This window comes from Bacillus sp. ISL-55, from assembly GCF_018613155.1.
Classification (GTDB): Bacteria; Bacillota; Bacilli; order Bacillales; family Cytobacillaceae; genus Mesobacillus.
This window is the reverse complement of the sequence record NZ_JAGGQU010000014.1, coordinates 58658-76353: the sequence shown is the minus strand read 5'-3', so window position 1 is coordinate 76353 and position 17696 is coordinate 58658. Positions and strand designations below refer to the sequence as shown.

Annotated in this window: 16 protein-coding genes, 1 tRNA gene and 1 other annotated feature; all 17 genes read left to right on the top strand. The window is 45.0% G+C overall.

All coding sequences use genetic code 11. From position 1 onward, the window contains the following. Positions 1 to 177 precede the first annotated feature (177 nt). The 17 genes from J7E32_RS08715 (at position 178) to tig (ending at position 17594) form a co-directional block, all read left to right on the top strand. Positions 178 to 636: a MarR family winged helix-turn-helix transcriptional regulator gene (locus tag J7E32_RS08715; RefSeq protein ID WP_214906484.1), complete on the top strand. Its 459-nt coding sequence runs from the start codon at positions 178 to 180 to the stop codon at positions 634 to 636. 10 nt (positions 637 to 646) lie between these two features. Further along, on the top strand, positions 647 to 1444 hold the full coding sequence (gene racE, locus J7E32_RS08710) for a glutamate racemase (RefSeq protein ID WP_214906482.1): 798 nt from the start codon (positions 647 to 649) through the stop codon (positions 1442 to 1444). A 137-nt stretch (positions 1445 to 1581) separates the two neighbouring features. Next, the gene (locus tag J7E32_RS08705) at positions 1582 to 2652 is read left to right on the top strand and encodes a GerMN domain-containing protein (RefSeq protein WP_214906481.1); all 1071 of its coding nucleotides are present in this window, start codon (positions 1582 to 1584) and stop codon (positions 2650 to 2652) included. A 122-nt stretch (positions 2653 to 2774) separates the two neighbouring features. Continuing rightward, entirely contained in the window at positions 2775 to 3530 is a 756-nt protein-coding gene (rph, locus tag J7E32_RS08700) for a ribonuclease PH (protein ID WP_214906479.1), read from the top strand. A 14-nt stretch (positions 3531 to 3544) separates the two neighbouring features. Continuing rightward, a complete protein-coding gene (locus tag J7E32_RS08695) occupies positions 3545 to 4150 on the top strand; it encodes an XTP/dITP diphosphatase (RefSeq protein WP_214906477.1) in 606 nt (201 codons plus the stop codon). Then, complete coding sequence (locus tag J7E32_RS08690; RefSeq protein ID WP_214906475.1) at positions 4143 to 4667, top strand: metallophosphoesterase; 525 nt, start codon at positions 4143 to 4145, stop codon at positions 4665 to 4667. Before J7E32_RS08695 ends, J7E32_RS08690 begins: the two co-directional genes overlap by 8 nt. 123 nt (positions 4668 to 4790) lie before the next feature. Then, positions 4791 to 4867 (top strand) — tRNA-Arg (locus tag J7E32_RS08685). A 497-nt stretch (positions 4868 to 5364) separates the two neighbouring features. Continuing rightward, positions 5365 to 6267, top strand: a complete 903-nt coding sequence (gene ilvE / locus J7E32_RS08680) for a branched-chain-amino-acid transaminase (RefSeq protein WP_214906473.1) — start codon at positions 5365 to 5367, stop codon at positions 6265 to 6267. Between the two features lie 41 nt (positions 6268 to 6308). Further along, positions 6309 to 6561 (top strand) — a binding site (T-box leader). Positions 6562 to 6645: 84 nt separating this feature from the next. Beyond that, positions 6646 to 8355 (top strand): acetolactate synthase large subunit, encoded by a 1710-nt coding sequence (gene ilvB, locus J7E32_RS08675; protein ID WP_214906471.1) that lies wholly within the window; start codon positions 6646 to 6648, stop codon positions 8353 to 8355. Next, on the top strand, positions 8352 to 8867 hold the full coding sequence (ilvN, locus tag J7E32_RS08670) for an acetolactate synthase small subunit (protein ID WP_214906469.1): 516 nt from the start codon (positions 8352 to 8354) through the stop codon (positions 8865 to 8867). Before ilvB ends, ilvN begins: the two co-directional genes overlap by 4 nt. Positions 8868 to 8904: 37 nt before the next feature. Continuing rightward, positions 8905 to 9927 (top strand): ketol-acid reductoisomerase, encoded by a 1023-nt coding sequence (ilvC, locus tag J7E32_RS08665; RefSeq protein WP_214906467.1) that lies wholly within the window; start codon positions 8905 to 8907, stop codon positions 9925 to 9927. Next, the gene (locus tag J7E32_RS08660; protein WP_214906465.1) at positions 9914 to 11452 is read left to right on the top strand and encodes a 2-isopropylmalate synthase; all 1539 of its coding nucleotides are present in this window, start codon (positions 9914 to 9916) and stop codon (positions 11450 to 11452) included. The genes ilvC and J7E32_RS08660 overlap by 14 nt, the downstream gene beginning before the upstream one ends. A 31-nt stretch (positions 11453 to 11483) precedes the next feature. Next, positions 11484 to 12596, top strand: a complete 1113-nt coding sequence (gene leuB, locus J7E32_RS08655) for a 3-isopropylmalate dehydrogenase (protein WP_214906463.1) — start codon at positions 11484 to 11486, stop codon at positions 12594 to 12596. Between the two features lie 94 nt (positions 12597 to 12690). After that, positions 12691 to 14100, top strand: coding sequence for a 3-isopropylmalate dehydratase large subunit (leuC, locus tag J7E32_RS08650; RefSeq protein WP_214906461.1), 1410 nt, complete (start codon positions 12691 to 12693; stop codon positions 14098 to 14100). Positions 14101 to 14386: 286 nt separating this feature from the next. Further along, positions 14387 to 14983 (top strand): 3-isopropylmalate dehydratase small subunit, encoded by a 597-nt coding sequence (gene leuD, locus J7E32_RS08645; protein WP_214906459.1) that lies wholly within the window; start codon positions 14387 to 14389, stop codon positions 14981 to 14983. A gap of 142 nt (positions 14984 to 15125) precedes the next feature. Then, positions 15126 to 16142 (top strand): tetratricopeptide repeat protein, encoded by a 1017-nt coding sequence (locus J7E32_RS08640; RefSeq protein ID WP_214906457.1) that lies wholly within the window; start codon positions 15126 to 15128, stop codon positions 16140 to 16142. 162 nt (positions 16143 to 16304) lie between these two features. After that, positions 16305 to 17594: a trigger factor gene (tig, locus tag J7E32_RS08635; protein ID WP_214906455.1), complete on the top strand. Its 1290-nt coding sequence runs from the start codon at positions 16305 to 16307 to the stop codon at positions 17592 to 17594. Positions 17595 to 17696: the final 102 nt, after the last annotated feature.

The window sequence follows — 17696 nt, the reverse complement described above, 5'->3', positions numbered from 1 at the left end:
GGCCAACCTCAATGGGGGGCCGGTTAAGATGTTTAAAGGGGCAAAACAGGCTGTAATCAGAATTCTGTCTTGAAATTTGCTCGAAAAAAGTAGAAAATAAGGACAATAGTAAAAATCATCTCTGCTTGGATAACAAGTTTTATGGATAAAGGAAATAGATTTTAGGAGTTGTTACGGATGAAACTTGAAGGAGTAGAAAAAAATCAGGGACTGGAGACGGTTGCTGATATCGAAAAGGATCTGCGGTACATATCTGGGATCATAAAGCAGAAGGGGCGCGAACTCCTCAGCAATTACACAATTACTCCTCCTCAGTTCATTGCCCTGCAATGGCTATTTGAAGATGGGGATATGACGATCGGGGAACTGTCGAATAAAATGTTCCTGGCATGCAGCACCACTACGGATCTTGTTGACAGGATGGAGAAAAATGAACTTGTTGTAAGAGTAAAGGATCCTAATGACAGGCGTGTTGTTCGCATCCATCTGCTGGATGAAGGTGAAAGGATCATCGATGAAGTGATCAAGAAACGCCAATTATACCTTCAAGAGGTATTGAAGGATTTTTCAGGCGAGGAAATATTATCTCTTAAAGAGGGTTTAGGGAAATTACATCAAGAAATGCGTGGAGAATGAGGCGAGTTTTTTGAATCGACCAATTGGAATCATTGATTCAGGAGTAGGCGGTCTAACCGTTGCCAAGGAAGTCATGAGACAGCTTCCATATGAACAGATCATCTATGTTGGTGATACGGCCCGTTGTCCATACGGGCCTCGCCCTGTTGAGGAAGTAAAAAGATTCACCTGGCAAATGACCCACTTTCTCCTCGAAAAGAATATCAAAATGCTTGTCATTGCTTGCAATACAGCGACCGCGGTAGTCCTGGACGAGATACGGAATGAACTCTCAATTCCTGTGTTGGGTGTCATCCAGCCTGGCGCGAGGACGGCAATCAAGGTAACGGACAATTATAAAATTGGCATTATTGGAACTGAGGGGACTGTAAAAAGCCGAGCGTACGAGCATGCACTGAAATCCATCAACCGTAAGACGGCAATTGAAGCACTCGCTTGCCCTAAATTCGTGCCGCTCGTAGAAAGTGGTGAATACGATGGACGGGTCGCAAAAAAAGTGGTCACTGAAACCCTGCAGCCATTACAGGGGCAGGGACTTGATACATTGATTCTGGGCTGCACCCACTATCCTTTGCTCGAGCCGCTCATTAAGGAAGTCATGGGTCCAGATGTCAAGGTAATCAGTTCAGGAGAAGAAACAGCCCGAGAGGTAAGCACGATCCTCGGCCATAACGATATGTTTGCTGACAGGGAAGAGCTTCCGGAGCATTCCTATTACATGACAGGCTCAAGAACGATTTTTTCCTCCATAGCATCCCAGTGGCTGGAAAGGCCGATAGAAAACGTCGAGAAAATTAAATTAGGTTAAGAAGGCTTCCGGAAACGGAGGTCTTTTTTGATTTTGCTTCATTCTAGTTTATTTGACCAAAAATCTTCTCAAAGGCGGTCTAAAATATCCAAAGGCTCGTATACATATTAGTACAAACTGTCTTTGGAGGGATTTATATGTCAAAAAATAAAAAGGCTGTGGTCGTAACAGCTGCTACATTGGCAACTACGGTATTCCTATCTGGATGTGGGCTGTTCGGGGGCGAGGAAAAGAAGAAAATCGATCCTCCTCAGGATGTTACTTTGATGGAAGATGGGGAGGCACTTGATGAAAATGTTACTACAGAAACATCTGAGGAAGGAAAAGAAGCAGTTGAGACGTCCATTCAGACAGAACTTTATTTGATTGATAAAAATGGATATGTCGTCTCACAGACGATGGATCTGCCGAAAAAAGAGGGGGTAGCCCAGCAGGCGCTTGAATACCTTGTTGCGAATGGACCTGTTGAGCAAATGCTTCCAAATGGCTTCAGGGCCGTCCTTCCAGCTGACACGCAAATGACAGTGAACATCAAGGACGGAACAGCAACAGTGGACTTTTCAAAAGAATTTGCAACCTATAAAAAAGAGGATGAGAAAAAGATTCTTCAGGCTGTGACATGGACGCTAACACAATTTGATACAGTCGATGAAGTTAAGCTTCAGATGAATGGCACTCCACTTGAGGCAATGCCTGTAGGAGGGACTCCTATTGGGGGAGAGTTAAGCCGTGCTGATGGCATCAACGTGGATAATTCCGATGTCGTTGATATCACCAATACTAAAGCAGTCACTGTTTATTATATTGGCGGTGAGGAAGGCGCATATTATTATGTTCCTGTAACAAAACGCGTCAGCAATGATGTGAAAGATAACATTACCGCAATTGTGAATGAGCTCGTCGAAGGGCCAGCATATGCATCCAACCTTCTGTCGGACTTCCAGTCGGGTGTAAAGCTGCTTGATGCGCCGAAAGTTGAGGATGGAAAGGTAACATTGAACTTCAATGAATCCATCTACGGAAGCTTTGAAGAAAAAATGGTGTCTGAACACTTGTTAAATTCACTTGTCCTTTCCCTGACAGAACAGAAGGGTGTTGAAAGTGTAGCCCTTACGGTGAATGGGAAGGCAGACGTGCTGACGGAAAAGGGTGAAAAACTGGCTGAGCCGGTTACAAGGCCTGAAAAAGTAAACACAGGTAGTTTTTAATAGCCAGATTTTGATATACTAAATAAAGACATTCAAAGAGGCAGGCATCTATCCTGCCTCTTATTTATTGTTATATTCCAGGCAGGCTATCTGCCTTTTATCATGCTAAGGAGGGCTTTTAAATGCGATTTGATGGGCGTGAACCCCTGCAATTAAGACCAATACATATTGAAACTGATTACCTGAAACATCCAGAAGGCTCTGTGTTGATTTCTGTTGGCGATACGAAAGTTATTTGTACTGCCAGCATCGAGGACCGCGTTCCTCCATTCATGAGGGGCGCAGGCAAAGGATGGATTACGGCAGAATACTCTATGCTGCCACGTGCTACTGAGCAGCGGAATATTCGTGAGGCGGCAAAAGGCAAGATTACCGGAAGGACGATGGAAATCCAGCGTTTGATCGGCAGAGCGCTGCGCGCAGTTGTTAATCTTGAGGCTATAGGTGAGCGTACTGTTTGGGTTGATTGTGATGTCATCCAGGCCGATGGCGGCACACGTACTGCTTCCATCACCGGAGCTTATGTTGCGATGGCTATGGCTCTTGAGAAGCTGAGCAAGCAAAAGAAGCTGTCTGGTTTTCCAGTGACAGACTTTCTTGCTGCAACGAGTGTCGGGATTTTGAAGAATGGCGAGGCCGTTGTTGATTTGAACTATGTCGAGGATTCTGCTGCCAATGTCGACATGAATGTCGTCATGACAGGCAATGGGGAATTCGTTGAGCTGCAAGGTACCGGAGAAGAAGCTACTTTTTCATACAGCCAGCTGCAGGAGCTCTTAAAGGCAGCGCAGGATGGAATAACAGAACTCTTCGAAAAACAGAAGGAAGCACTAGGGGAAGAATTGACTGCTAAAATTGAGGGCGGAAAAAAGAAATAGGGGAGATCTCAAACATGGAATCAGTCATAATCGCGACAAGAAATAAAGGAAAAGCAAAAGAATTCGAGAAGCTTTTTTTGCCAAAAGGGTTGGCGGTGAAAACATTGCTCGATTATCCAGAACTAGAAGATGTAGAAGAAACAGGTTCAACTTTTAAGGAGAACGCGATCCTTAAAGCTGAGGCCATCGCTAATAATCTTGGAGTCAGAGTAATTGCAGATGATTCAGGGCTCGAAATTGACGCATTGGAAGGCCGTCCAGGTGTCTATTCGGCACGATACGCAGGTCCTGAAAAAAATGATGAACACAACATCGACAAAGTTCTTGAGGAACTTCACGGTGTGCCAGAAAGGGAGCGCACTGCAAGATTTTGCTGCGCACTTGCAATGGCAGAACCGGGCAAGGAGACATTGACTGTATTTGGGACATGTGAAGGAAGTATCCTGAATGAAAGACGCGGTACGAATGGTTTTGGCTATGATCCGATTTTTTTCGTGGAAGCAGAAGGAAAAGCTATGGCAGAATTGGCATCAGACGAAAAAAACAAAATCAGCCACCGGGCCAATGCAATCAAAAAACTTGATGATCTTCTGAAAAAGCGAGAGGGTAGCCATGAGTAAGGTGCTGATTGTCAGTGACAGCCATGGGTCAAAAGAGGTGCTTGAGGGAATTGAGAAGCTGCATGGAAATGATGTGGATCTAATGATTCACTGCGGTGACTCAGAGCTGTCTGAAAGCGATGCTGCTATTGTGAACTTTAAAACGGTGAAGGGGAATTGCGACTTTTATGGCAGCTTTCCTGATGATGAAACCCATGTCGTAAATGGTGTGAGAATCTTTGTGACGCATGGGCATCTCTACTCAGTGAAGTCCACTCTCGTAAATCTATACTATAAGGCGAAAGAACTGCAGGCTGATATCGTATGCTTTGGACATTCACATTTGCTAGGAGCAGAAATGGTCGATGATGTACTGTTCATCAATCCAGGAAGCATCAGGCTGCCACGCGGCAGGACTGAAAAGAGCTATGCCATCCTTGAGCTGGAAAACGATAAAACAATATTGCGGATCTATGACTATGGCAATGGAGAGTTGCCTGAGTTAAGACAGGAGTTTTCACTTCACAAAACGAGTTGAAACTACTATAATGATTTTCTGAGGGGAATCAGCAGGTTTCCCTCGGAAAAAAAAGTTATGATTTATTATTGACATTTAGTTGTTTGGCTAATATAATAAATCTTGTCTTTAAAAAACAACCAAGTCCCAGTAGCTCAGCCGGATAGAGCATACGCCTTCTAAGCGTACGGTCGGGAGTTCGAATCTCTCCTGGGACGCCATTTAAACTACATACTTTAACTCACCTTTTTGAAAGGTGAGTTTTTTTTCGTTAAGGAACTTTTAAAGTTATTGAGGTGCGGATAACTTCTTGAAGATTTCTTAATCCAACTCAAGCGCTTAGCCAGTTATCATCTTGGGGGTTGCTTCTAAGAGTTTCTAGTGAGATGCGTTAGCTTTAAGCAGTTCTGATCCCTCGTTCCTCCCCTCTAGGAAACTGAAGCCCAATAAAAAAATTTTATGTTTTACAAATGTGAATATATCAACAATGTAAGCGGATACAAATAAACTAACTAATCTAAATTATCAAATAATTTGGAAAAAGGGTGTTGACGAGTGTGGAAATTGGGCGTAAGATAATCCTCAAATAAAAAAACAAGTTGAATGCATCTAAAGTGAATCAGGGGTTAATATTAATTTTTTGATATTGAAAAACTGTATTTTTTTAACCTGTGAATTTAATAATTTAAAGCGTCTATTTGTTAAAGGAGTGTTTATTGTGCCCGATCAGTGGATCTACTTAAACGGTGAATTTGTCACCAAGGAAAATGCTAAGATTTCGGTATATGATCATGGATTTCTATACGGGGATGGTATTTTTGAAGGGATACGGGTATACAGCGGCAATATTTTCAGGATGGAAGAACATATGGACCGACTTTACCGGTCAGCTAAGTCCATCATGCTGAACATGCCACACTCTAAGGAGAAGTTCACCGGCCTGGTTGTTGATACAGTGGAACGGAATCAACTCAGAGATGCATATATCCGGATTGTCGTTTCCAGAGGTGTCGGGGACCTTGGGTTGGATCCCTATAAGTGTCCGAACGCGAATGTGGTGATCATTGTCGAGCCGCTGGCTATTTTTCCAAAGGAATTGTATGACACCGGACTTGAAATCGTGACTGTCGCGACCAGAAGAAATCGTCCGGATGTATTAAGTCCAAAAGTAAAATCATTAAATTATTTAAATAATGTACTTGTAAAAATCGAAGCACATCTGGCAAATGTTAGTGAAGCGCTCATGCTTAATGACCAGGGCTATGTTGCCGAAGGGTCAGCCGATAATATTTTTATCGTCAGGGGAAATGAATTCCTCACACCGCCAGGATATGTTGGAGCACTTGAAGGCATCACCAGGAATGCGGTAATTGAAATCGCAAAAAATCTTGGGTATGAGGTCAAGGAGGAACCATTTACCCGCCATGATGTATACACAGCTGATGAAGTATTCCTTACCGGGACAGCAGCAGAAGTAATCGCAGTTGTTAAAGTGGATGGAAGAGTCATCGGCGATGGAGTACCGGGACAGCATACACAAAATATCCTGCGTGAATTCAGGGCAAGAGTTGTTGCAGATGGAATCCAGGTCTATCCGGAAAAAGCCCATCAAGTAAGTTAGTAAAGCTCTATTCGTAAACTTTCAATATCTAATTGAATAAGGTTAAAGCGAGGACAGGGACAAGTAATTGAATGCGATCAGCATGCACAGAGAGCCGGGGTTGCTGGAAACCGGTGATGCCGCATGAAATGAACTCACCCTGGAGCGCCAGTTTGAAAGGAATCCTAGTAAAACTGGTCGAGTGCATGGCACTTGTTATCAAAACCGGCAGCAGAGCTGTCACGAGTGCACGCATCATGCGTGAATAAGGGTGGTACCGTGGAATAAGGAGAGAAAGCCTATTCCATCCCTTTGCCTGGGCAACCTTAGGCATATGGAGATGGATGGGCTTTTTTATTTTGAAAAAAAGAAGTGAGTTTACAATGGGAGGTTCGATAAATGGAAGCTGCCTTGAAGGAAACAAAGGCTAAAACGAGTGAAATAAGCGGAGCGGATTTACTGCTTAAGGCGCTGGAAAAGGAAAATGTCGAAGTCATTTTTGGCTACCCAGGAGGAGCTGTCCTTCCGATCTACGACAAACTCTATGATTCTAAAATTCTACATGTGCTGCCAAGGCATGAACAGGGAGGGATCCATGCAGCGGAAGGATATGCTAGGATCAGCGGGAAACCGGGCGTGGTAATTGCTACATCTGGACCGGGAGCGACCAATATCATCACCGGCATTGCGGATGCGATGATGGATTCTTTGCCGCTAGTCGTCTTCACAGGACAGGTCGCGACTGGGGTAATCGGGACAGATGCCTTCCAGGAAGCGGATATTCTTGGAATCACAACTCCTATCACAAAGTACAACTATCAAATCAGGGAAATAAAAGACATACCGCGAATTATCAAGGAAGCATTTTATATTGCAACAAGCGGAAGGCCTGGCCCAGTCGTTATCGATTTTCCAAAAGACCTGGCAGCGGGTGTATCAACAGAACCCGCTGAGGAGGAAATCTACCTTCCAGGCTACCAGCCGACCACGGAGCCGAATTTCCTTCAGGTAAGAAAACTGTCCGAAGCAGTTAGCAGGGCAGAAAGGCCGGTCATTCTTGCAGGGGCAGGAGTCCTCCACGCGAAGGCGTCTAGTCTTTTAAAAGAGTACGCACAACAGCAGAACCTTCATGTTGTCCACACATTATTGGGATTGGGAGGCTTTCCGGCCAACCATGAACTGTTCCTTGGAATGGCTGGGATGCATGGATGCTATGCAGCGAACATGGCGCTTTATAATTGTGACCTGCTGATCAATATCGGAGCACGATTTGATGACCGGCTGACCGGTAACTTAAAGCATTTTGCTCCAAAAGCTACTGTTGCCCATATAGATATCGACCCGGCTGAAATCGGTAAAAATGTGCCAACGCAAATTCCGGTCGTCGGCGATGCAGGAGAGGCGTTAAGACAATTGCTAAGGCTGGGAGCAAGTCCACCTCAACAGGAAGAGTGGAAAGAAACTCTTGGGGGCTGGAAGAAGGACTTTCCTTATCATTACGAAAACAGCGAGGTGCTAAAACCACAAAAGGTAATGGAGCTTCTATATGAAAAAACGGCGGGTGAAGCAATTGTCGTGACCGATGTCGGCCAGCATCAAATGTGGGCGGCACAATATTATCAACTCCAGCATGCTGATCGATGGGTGACCTCAGGAGGACTCGGAACAATGGGATTTGGACTTCCTGCAAGCATTGGAGCACAGCTGGCAGATCCGTCAGCGTGCGTTGTGGCCGTTCTCGGAGATGGAGGCTTCCAGATGTCAACGCAGGAGCTGGCGGTCATCGCAGAGTTTAAGCTGCCGATCAAAATAGCGATTTTCAATAACAAAGCGCTTGGAATGGTCAGACAATGGCAGGAGATATTTTACAAAGAAAGATATTCCCACAGTAAAAATCCAGTCCAGCCATCTTTTGTAAAACTGGCCGAGGCTTATGGTATCAAAGGGTTTGAAATCAACTCCGAAGCAGAAGCGCATGAGATCCTGAATGAGGTCCTGCATGACAAGGAACCGGTGCTGCTCGATTTCAGGGTCGATGGTGCCGAAAATGTCTACCCGATGATCGCACCTGGAAAAGGAATCCACGAAATGGTGGGAGTGAAGAAATGAAAAGGATCATAACGATGACGGTCTTGAACCGGCCGGGAGTACTTAACAGGATCACGAATTTATTTTCGAAGAGGAACTACAATATTGAAAGCATCTCGGTAGGCCTGACCGAGCAAGAGGGAGTTTCGCGCATTACCTGTGTTGTCCATGTGGAGAATGACGGAATGGTCGAACAAATCACGAAACAGCTCAATAAGCAGATTGATGTCCTTAAGGTGGCGGATATCAGTGACCAGGCGATTGTCGCCCGCGAGCTCATTCTCATGAAAGTGCCCGTCCTTTCCCACAATAGAGCAGAGATTTATTCGATCATTGAGCCATTTCGGGCATCGGTGATTGACGTCAGCAAGGATAGCATCATCATTCAATTGACAGGCGAAACGGAAAAAATCGAGGCGTTTATCGATTTGATTAAACCATATGGAATCAGAGAATTGGCTCGTACCGGAACGACAGCCTTCCCAAGGGGGAACCAGCGTACCGGCCAGCAAAAATCATTTTCATTTGTGTAATATAAACTAAATTTCCATTCAGAAAGGGAGAGAGAATATGACGAAAATGTACTATAACGGTGATGCGAACGAGGCTTACTTTAACGGGAAAACAGTGGCGGTAGTAGGATACGGCTCACAGGGCCATGCCCATGCTCAGAATCTTCGTGACAGTGGTGTTGAGGTTGTCATTGGTTTAAGACAAGGTAAGTCTTGGGAGCAAGCGGAACAGGATGGATTTGAAGTTAAAACAGTTGCTGAAGCTGTTGCAGCAGCAGATGTAGTCATGATTCTTTTACCGGATGAGAGGCAGACTGCTGTTTATAAAAATGAGATCGAACCTCAGCTGACAGGCCAGGCGCTTATGTTCGCCCACGGATTTAACGTTCATTTTAACCAGATTGTCCCGCCGGAAAGCTGCGATGTTTTGCTAGTCGCACCAAAGGGTCCGGGGCATTTGGTCAGGAGAACTTACCAGGAAGGAGCGGGAGTGCCAGCATTGTTCGCGATCCATCAGGATGTGTCGGGGACGGCAAGGGAACTTGCACTGGCCTACGCGAAAGCAATCGGTGCTTTGAGAGCGGGAGCACTTGAAACAACTTTTAAAGAAGAAACCGAAACGGATTTATTCGGAGAGCAGGCTGTGTTATGCGGCGGGCTGACCTCTCTCGTGAAAGCAGGCTTTGAAACACTCGTCGAGGCAGGATATCAGCCAGAACTGGCTTATTTCGAAACGATGCATGAGCTGAAGCTGATCGTGGACTTGATGTATGAAGGCGGACTTGAGGGAATGCGTTATTCGATTTCAGACACTGCTCAATGGGGCGACTTTGTCAGCGGGCCGAGAGTGGTCAATGACCAGGTTAAAGAAGAAATGAAAAAAGTTCTGAAAGACATCCAGGAAGGAAACTTCGCAAAAGGCTGGATTGAAGAAAATGAAAACGACAGACCGGTCTTCAACGCCATCAATGAAAAAGAAAACCGACACCAAATCGAAGAGGTAGGAAGAGAATTAAGAAAGATGATGCCGTTTGTCAACAAACAAAAGCAGAGAGAAGTGGCTGCCAGTGCGAAGAATTAACATATTTGATACGACTTTGAGGGATGGAGAACAGTCAGCAGGAGTCAATCTTAATTTTTCCGAAAAGCTTGAGATTGCAAGGCAGTTAGAGAGACTGAATGTTGACATAATTGAAGCTGGGTTCCCCGCCGCATCTAAAGGCGACTTTGCTTCAGTAGCTGAAATTGCCCGACAGATTAAAGGTTGTTCGGTTACAGGGCTGGCGAGATCAGTTTTAACAGATATCGATGCAGCATGGGAGGCATTGAGGCATGGCGCAGAGCCGAGGCTTCACCTCTTCATCGCCACTTCACCCATCCACAGGGTCCACAAGCTGAAGCAGACAAAAGCTGAGGTTATCGAAACGGCGGTAAGAACCGTGAAGTATGCGGCAGCCAAGTTTCCGGTCATTCAATGGTCTGCTGAGGATGCCTGCCGGACTGAGCTTGATTTCCTTGCTGAAATCGTAGAAGAGGTGATTAAAGCTGGTGCAAAGGTCATCAATATTCCTGACACTGTCGGTTATATATCGCCGCAGGAATATGGCCAGATATTCACTTACTTGCGAGAAAATGTTCCTTCTATTAGTAAGGTAGACCTTTCAGCACATTGTCATGATGACCTTGGAATGTCCATCGCTAATTCACTTGCAGCCGTATCTGCAGGCGCCACACAGGTAGAAGGAACAATTAATGGAATAGGTGAGAGGGCAGGAAACGCGGCGCTTGAGGAATTTGCTGTTGCGCTCCATATCCGCAAAGATTTTTACCAGGCGGAAACGGGATTGAACCTTAAGGAGATTAGCAGAACGAGCAGCCTTGTCAGCAAGCTGACTGGTATGGCGGTGCCGGCCAATAAGGCAGTGGTCGGAAGGAATGCTTTCGCCCATGAATCGGGAATCCATCAGGATGGTGTGTTAAAAGAAAAAACTACCTACGAAATCATTTCACCGGAACTTGTTGGACTGCAGAATAACTCGATGGTTCTCGGAAAGCATTCTGGTCGCCACGCATTCCGCAACAGGCTGAGTGAAATTGGGCTGACCGTGCCTGATCAGGATATCAATAGGTTATTCTCCGTTTTCAAGGAATTGGCGGACAGGAAAAAGGAAATGACGGATGATGACCTTGTGGCGATCATCCTGGAAGAGAAGTTGTCAAAAGAACAGCAATACTATCGTCTTGATTCCATTCAGGTCCAGTATGGTACCAACCAGGTTCCTACAGCGACAGTCACTCTGTATGGCTGCGAAAATGAAAAGATCCAGGAAGCGTCCACAGGCTCCGGCAGTATTGAGGCATTATATAATACGCTTGAAAATTGCATGAAAGAAAAAGCCAGCTTGCTAGATTACAGAATTCAATCTGTTGGAGCCGGCAGGGATGCCCTGGCGCAGGTATATGTAAAGCTGAATTTTGGCGGCGTTGAGACGAGTGGAAGAGGCCTTGCACAGGATGTCCTCGAGGCTTCAGCAAAAGCCTACCTAAATGCAGTCAATCGAGTTCTATATATGGAAGATACGAAGAAGGTCGCGGTTAACGGGTAAAAATACTATTAAGAAATCGGAGGCGAATGGAATGGAAAAAAGGATCGCAATCCTGCCAGGAGATGGCGTAGGCAAAGAAGTAAGCAGGGGGGCGGTTACAATCCTCCAGGCAGTAGCTGAGCTTTTTAACCATAAGTTCCATTTTACTTATGGAGAAATCGGCGGGGCAGCAATCGACGAATTTGGAACCCCGCTCCCGGATCGCACACTCGATCTCTGTAAAGCTAGTGATGCTGTCCTGTTAGGGGCTGTGGGCGGTCCTAAGTGGGATAAGTTGCCTGGACATATTCGCCCCGAAAAAGGCTTATTGAAAATCCGGAAAGAGCTTGGGTTATATGCGAATGTCCGGCCGGTTCAATACTACTCCAGTATCTCCGGGATTTCACCGCTTCGCAAGGAAGTTGTTGAAGGTGTTGACATGGTAGTGGTCAGGGAATTGACCGGCGGGCTCTACTTTGGGAAACCGAGTGAAAGAAGTGTCCAGAAAGGCGAAGCTTCTGTAGTAGATACATTGTTTTACCAGAAAAACGAGATTGAGAGAGTCATCCGCTATGCCTTTGAGTTGGCTGCCATGAGAAAAGGCAAGGTCACTTCTGTGGATAAAGCAAATGTTCTGGAATCGAGCCGAATGTGGCGGGAAACAGCAGAAGAGGTGGCGAAGGACTATCCTGAGGTTGAACTCGACCATATGCTGGTCGATAATGCGGCGATGCAGTTGATCAAGAATCCGCGCCAGTTCGATGTGCTCGTCACAGAGAATATGTTTGGTGATATTTTAAGCGATGAAGCATCCGTGCTGACTGGTTCGCTTGGAATGCTGCCATCAGCCAGCGTTTCGGCTGCTGGACCATATCTGTATGAGCCAATCCACGGGTCTGCTCCAGATATTGCTGGAATGAACGCGGCTAATCCAATCGCAATGATCCTGTCTGCCGCAATGATGCTGCGACTGTCCTTTGGCCTTGAAGAAGAAGCTGAGGCAATCGAGAATGCGGTAGAGCAGGTGCTGGACGCCGGCAGCAGAACCCGAGACATTGCTTTATTTGGCACACCGTTCTTAACAACTGAGGGAATGGTGGAAGAAATCAAAGCCGCTCTGCTCGACAATGAAGCGATCCTGAATATCATGAGTGCTTATGCTTGAGGCTGGAACGATATTCCAGTTTAAAAATCTGTAAAAACAAACACGAAGCCAGGCAGGCGAGAAAGAAGTGTTTTCGAAAAAGGGGAGGGTATCATTGGGGAAAACGATCATCGAAAAAATTTGGGAGAAGCATGTTGTGCATCGGGAAGAAAGCAAACCAGACCTGGTGTATATCGACCTTCATCTTGTCCATGAGGTAACCTCGCCCCAGGCTTTTTCGGGGCTTAGGATGAAAAAAAGGTCTGTTCGGAGACCGGATTTGACATTTGCGACGATGGACCACAATGTACCTACAATCAACCGGAGAGAAATTAATGATCCCGTTGCGAAAAACCAGATGGATACTTTAAGGGATAATTGCCTTGAGTTTGGCATTCCGTTGGCTGATCTTGACAGTCCTGAACAGGGCATTGTGCATGTCATCGGACCTGAACTTGGCTTGACACAACCAGGGAAAACCATTGTGTGCGGAGACAGCCACACTTCGACGCACGGTGCATTCGGAGCACTGGCATTCGGAATCGGTACGAGTGAGGTTGAGCATGTCCTTGCCACTCAAACACTCTGGCAGACAAAACCCAAAACGCTGAAAGTCGATGTGTCAGGCTCTTTGGCACCGGGTGTGAGCGCAAAGGATCTCATCCTGTTCATTATCAGTAAGTATGGAGTCAACTTTGGTACCGGTTACGTCATCGAATTTTGCGGCGATGCCATCAGGAAGATGTCCATGGAGGAAAGGATGACAATTTGCAATATGTCGATTGAAGGCGGAGCGAAAGCATCGATCGTTGCTCCTGATGATAAAACCTTTGCTTATCTGAATGGAAGGAAATATGTTGCACAGGGAGACGCTTTCCTCGATAAAATACTGGAATGGCAGCAGCTCTCTTCGGATGAAGATGCAGTGTATGACCATTCCATCGAGATTGAGGGTGATGCCATTACGCCGATGGTCAGCTGGGGAACGAACCCATCAATGACTGCTCCGGTCACGGACAGAGTGCCTTGCCTGAATGAATGTGATACTGATACAGAAAAGAAGTCACTTGAAAGGGCATTATCATACATGGGGCTGGAGGAAGGTCAGCCAATCACAGATATTAATGTAACCAAGGTCTTCATTGGCTCCTGTACGAATTCAAGAATTGAAGATCTCAGGGCAGCCTCCGAGGTGATCAAAGGGAAAAAAGTCGCTCCAGGAGTTCAAGCAATTGTTGTGCCTGGTTCTCAGCAGGTCAAGAAGACTGCCGAAGCAGAAGGCATTGCCCAAGTGTTTATTGAAGCAGGATTTGAATGGAGAGAATCCGGCTGCAGCATGTGCCTGAGCATGAATGCAGACATAGTGCCGGCCGGGGAACATTGTGCTTCCACTTCAAACCGCAACTTTGAAGGCAGACAGGGAGCCGGAGCGCGTACCCATCTAGTCAGCCCTGCCATGGCTGCAGCTGCTGCACTTCATGGGCATTTTGTAGATGTCCGGTCGATGGCTGGTATGACCGTTTAGTTTCTTTTTCTACCAAATAATGGGCGAAGGCGCAATTAATCGTTCTGATGGAGCAATTAAGTAAGTTATTGGTTCAATTAATGGCTTGCAAGGTGCAATTATCAGTTTTTATGTGCAAATAATCTTGTTGATGAAGAGAATATCTTTTCCAGCAAGAAATATAGCTGCAAAAATGACCCGAAACCGGTATATTTCGGGTCATTTCACTACCTATTTGAAGAGTTTGCTTTGAACAATTTATATAACTGCCAATTGGCGGATTTTTTTTCAATGAAAGGAGCCTGAAATGTCTAGTTTTAAAGAAATGAAGGGAAAAGTCGCTGCGATGGACCGGGCAAATGTTGACACAGATCAAATCATTCCAAAGCAATTCCTGAAAAGAATCGAAAAAACAGGTTTTGGGCAGTATTTGTTTTATGACTGGCGCTATAAACCAAACGGAGAGCTGAATGACGACTTTGAGCTCAACCACCCGGATACCATAGGGGCAAGTATTTTAATAGCGAATGAAAATTTCGGCTGCGGTTCATCAAGAGAGCATGCGCCGTGGGCTTTGCTGGATTATGGTTTCAAAGTTTTGATCGCCCCGTCATTTGCTGATATTTTTAAACAGAATTGCCTGAAGAACGGAATCCTTCCGGTTGTACTGCCAGAAAAAGACGTTTCCTATTTGCTTAAGAAAGCAAGCGGACCCGCATATGAACTGACCGTTTCGCTAGAACAGAAGAGAGTTTATGACGACCAGGGATTTGAAGCCGAATTTGATATCACTCCATATTGGTATAATATGCTCCTCAATGGCTGGGATGAGATTGAATTAACCCTTCAGCTCGAAGAAAGTATCAAAGTATTTGAAGAAAAGCATCTAGAAAAAGCAATCTAAATTACGATTGATTCACAGGCGCTGCTTGTGAATCTTTTTGTTTTTTCAAGGATTCGTGCTAAACTTTCTAAAAAAGCTGAACTCATAAAACAAAAAGCGGAAATCAATAGAGTATAACTATTAAAAGTAAGGCGGTATGTGTATGAATAAACGGGAATCAAAAAAGGATAAAGTAATCCTGTTTCCCGGTCTGGAAAAGCGTCTGTTGGAAAAGGGCCTGGATTATTTGAAACAGCAAAAATACAGGGATGCGATTCAATTTCTCGAGCAGGCATTGGAATATGACCCCGAGAATAGTGATGTATACGTTGGCCTTGTTCTTGCTAATTATGAGGCAGGCAATACCCATCAGGCGAAGGAACTCGTGGCAGAGATGCTGCGGAGCGGGCTAGGTGATTACATACAAGTGATTGACATGTATTTAATGATCCTTGTCCAGTTGAACGAATATAATGAGGTCGTCACGACAATTGAGGCACTTCTGGAAGAACGGGAAATTCCTGCAGACAGGCATGAGCATTTCGTCACCATGCTCGAATTTGGCAGGCGGATGCTTAATGGCGAAACAGAAGTGGAATCCATTGAGAATGTTGAAGAGGAACCTGAAGTAGATGAGCTTAATCTGTTTGACTATAAAAATCCCAATGACCAGGTGATGGTTGCTGCGGGCCTCGCTAAGGTAAACATAAGACCCTATATAATAAAAATAAGGGAGTATGTCGCATCGGAAGCAGGCCATCCTTTTTTAAAAACAATGCTTCTTAATATATTGAAAGAACAAGAGTATGCAGAAGAAACACAAATACATAAATTCGGCTGGACAGAATCGTTCAATCCTGCAAATTTACCGGATTTGAGGGATTTTATAGAAAACAGTGGCGTGATCAAACTATTAAGCGATGAGATTGAAAGTGACGATCCTGTTTTATTCGAAAACGTCCAAAGGCTGGTCGAGCGTTATTTCTTTCTGATCTACCCATTTAAACTGCCAATCGGGGAAGTTTCGGCCTGGGCTGCTGCCTGCCATTTCATTGCTAATGAGTATTATGGATTTGAAGATCCACTAGAGTCATTTGCTGGAATATACAACAGCCAGATTGAGGAGACAGAACAGGTTTTGGACTTTGTCCGGAAGCTAGAAGAAATTTCTACCCGATAATATAGTCCAAGCTGTTGAAACGAAATAAACCTGTGTTATAATGTAGTGGTTGTATTATGTAAAAATCATTCTATTTTACATTTAATCTGGAATATTGCTTGTTAAACAAGGGTATTCATCGTCGAATGAAAATGACAATAGATAATTGTTGGAGGGAACTGTATGTCTGCAAAGGTAGAAAAAAGAGAAGGGAACCAAACGGTTCTAACAATTGAAGTAGATGCAGAAAAGGTCAATAAAGGTCTTGACGCTGCATTCCAGAAAGTCGTTAAGCAAATTAACGTACCAGGATTCCGTAAAGGAAAAATGCCTCGCCAAATGTTCGAAAAGCGTTTCGGCGTAGAGTCTTTATATCAGGATGCAATTGATATTCTTCTTCCAGAAGCATATGCAAATGCAATCGACGAAACTGGAATCGAGCCAGTTGACCGCCCGGAAATCGATGTAGAACAAATCGAAAAGGGCAAGAGCTTAATCATCAAGGCAACTGTAACAGTTAAGCCTGAAGTGAAGCTTGGCGAGTACAAAGGACTTGAAGTAGAAGCATTCGACACAAACGTAACAGATGAAGAAGTAGAAAACGAATTGAAAGCAATGCAGGAAAAGCAGGCTGAGCTTGTTGTTAAAGAAGAAGGCACTGCTGAAAATGGCGACAGTGTTGTCATCGATTTCGAAGGATTCGTTGATGGCGAAGCTTTCGAAGGCGGCAAAGCTGAAAACTATGCACTTGAACTTGGTTCAGGTTCATTCATCCCAGGCTTCGAAGAACAGCTAGTTGGATTAGCTGCTGGCGAAGAAAAAGATGTAGAGGTTTCTTTCCCTGAAGAGTACCATGCAGCTGAACTTGCTGGTAAGCCTGCAACTTTCAAAGTGAAAATTCATGAAATCAAAGGAAAAGAACTTCCAGCTCTAGATGATGAGTTCGCAAAAGATGCTGATGAAGAAGTTGAAACTTTAGAAGAGCTTAAGACAAAGATCAAAGATCGTCTTGCTCATGACAAAGCACACCAAAAAGAGCACTTCGAACGTGACACTGTTGTAGAAAAAGCAGCAGCTAACGCTGAAATCGAAGTTCCAGAATCAATGATCAACACTGAAATCGACCGCATGGTGAACGAATTCGAACAACGCTTGCAAATGCAAGGCATGAACCTTGACCTATACTACCAGTTCTCAGGTCAAGACGAAGCTGCTCTTCGCGAACAAATGAAAGAAGAAGCTGCTACACGCGTACGTGTGAACCTGACTCTTGAAGCAATCGCAAAAGCTGAAAACATCGAAGTAACTGATGAAGAAGTAAATGCAGAGCTTCAAAAGATGTCTGAAATGTACAATATGACTGCTGACCAAATCCAGGCAGCACTAGGCGGAAGCCTTGACGGAATCAAAGGCGACCTTCAATTGAAAAAAGCAGTTGATTTCCTTGTAGAAAACAGCAAGACTGTTGCATAATATTAGAAAAGCGTAAGCGCCTTGGTCAGCCCCGACAAGCACTGGAGGGCCGACCGGTGAAGTCGTTCTTTGACTTCATTGGGCGGACCGAAATCGAAAAGT

Excerpts from the sequence above, each read along its gene's own strand:
- J7E32_RS08715 (WP_214906484.1), top strand. The coding sequence starts at position 178 with ATGAAACTTGAAGGAGTAGAAAAAAATCAGGGACTGGAGACGGTTGCT.
- J7E32_RS08705 (WP_214906481.1), top strand. The coding sequence starts at position 1,582 with ATGTCAAAAAATAAAAAGGCTGTGGTCGTAACAGCTGCTACATTGGCA.
- rph (WP_214906479.1), top strand. The coding sequence starts at position 2,775 with ATGCGATTTGATGGGCGTGAACCCCTGCAATTAAGACCAATACATATT.
- J7E32_RS08695 (WP_214906477.1), top strand. The coding sequence starts at position 3,545 with ATGGAATCAGTCATAATCGCGACAAGAAATAAAGGAAAAGCAAAAGAA.
- J7E32_RS08690 (WP_214906475.1), top strand. The coding sequence starts at position 4,143 with ATGAGTAAGGTGCTGATTGTCAGTGACAGCCATGGGTCAAAAGAGGTG.
- ilvB (WP_214906471.1), top strand. The coding sequence starts at position 6,646 with ATGGAAGCTGCCTTGAAGGAAACAAAGGCTAAAACGAGTGAAATAAGC.
- ilvN (WP_214906469.1), top strand. The coding sequence starts at position 8,352 with ATGAAAAGGATCATAACGATGACGGTCTTGAACCGGCCGGGAGTACTT.
- ilvC (WP_214906467.1), top strand. The coding sequence starts at position 8,905 with ATGACGAAAATGTACTATAACGGTGATGCGAACGAGGCTTACTTTAAC.
- leuB (WP_214906463.1), top strand. The coding sequence starts at position 11,484 with ATGGAAAAAAGGATCGCAATCCTGCCAGGAGATGGCGTAGGCAAAGAA.
- leuD (WP_214906459.1), top strand. The coding sequence starts at position 14,387 with ATGTCTAGTTTTAAAGAAATGAAGGGAAAAGTCGCTGCGATGGACCGG.
- J7E32_RS08640 (WP_214906457.1), top strand. The coding sequence starts at position 15,126 with ATGAATAAACGGGAATCAAAAAAGGATAAAGTAATCCTGTTTCCCGGT.
- tig (WP_214906455.1), top strand. The coding sequence starts at position 16,305 with ATGTCTGCAAAGGTAGAAAAAAGAGAAGGGAACCAAACGGTTCTAACA.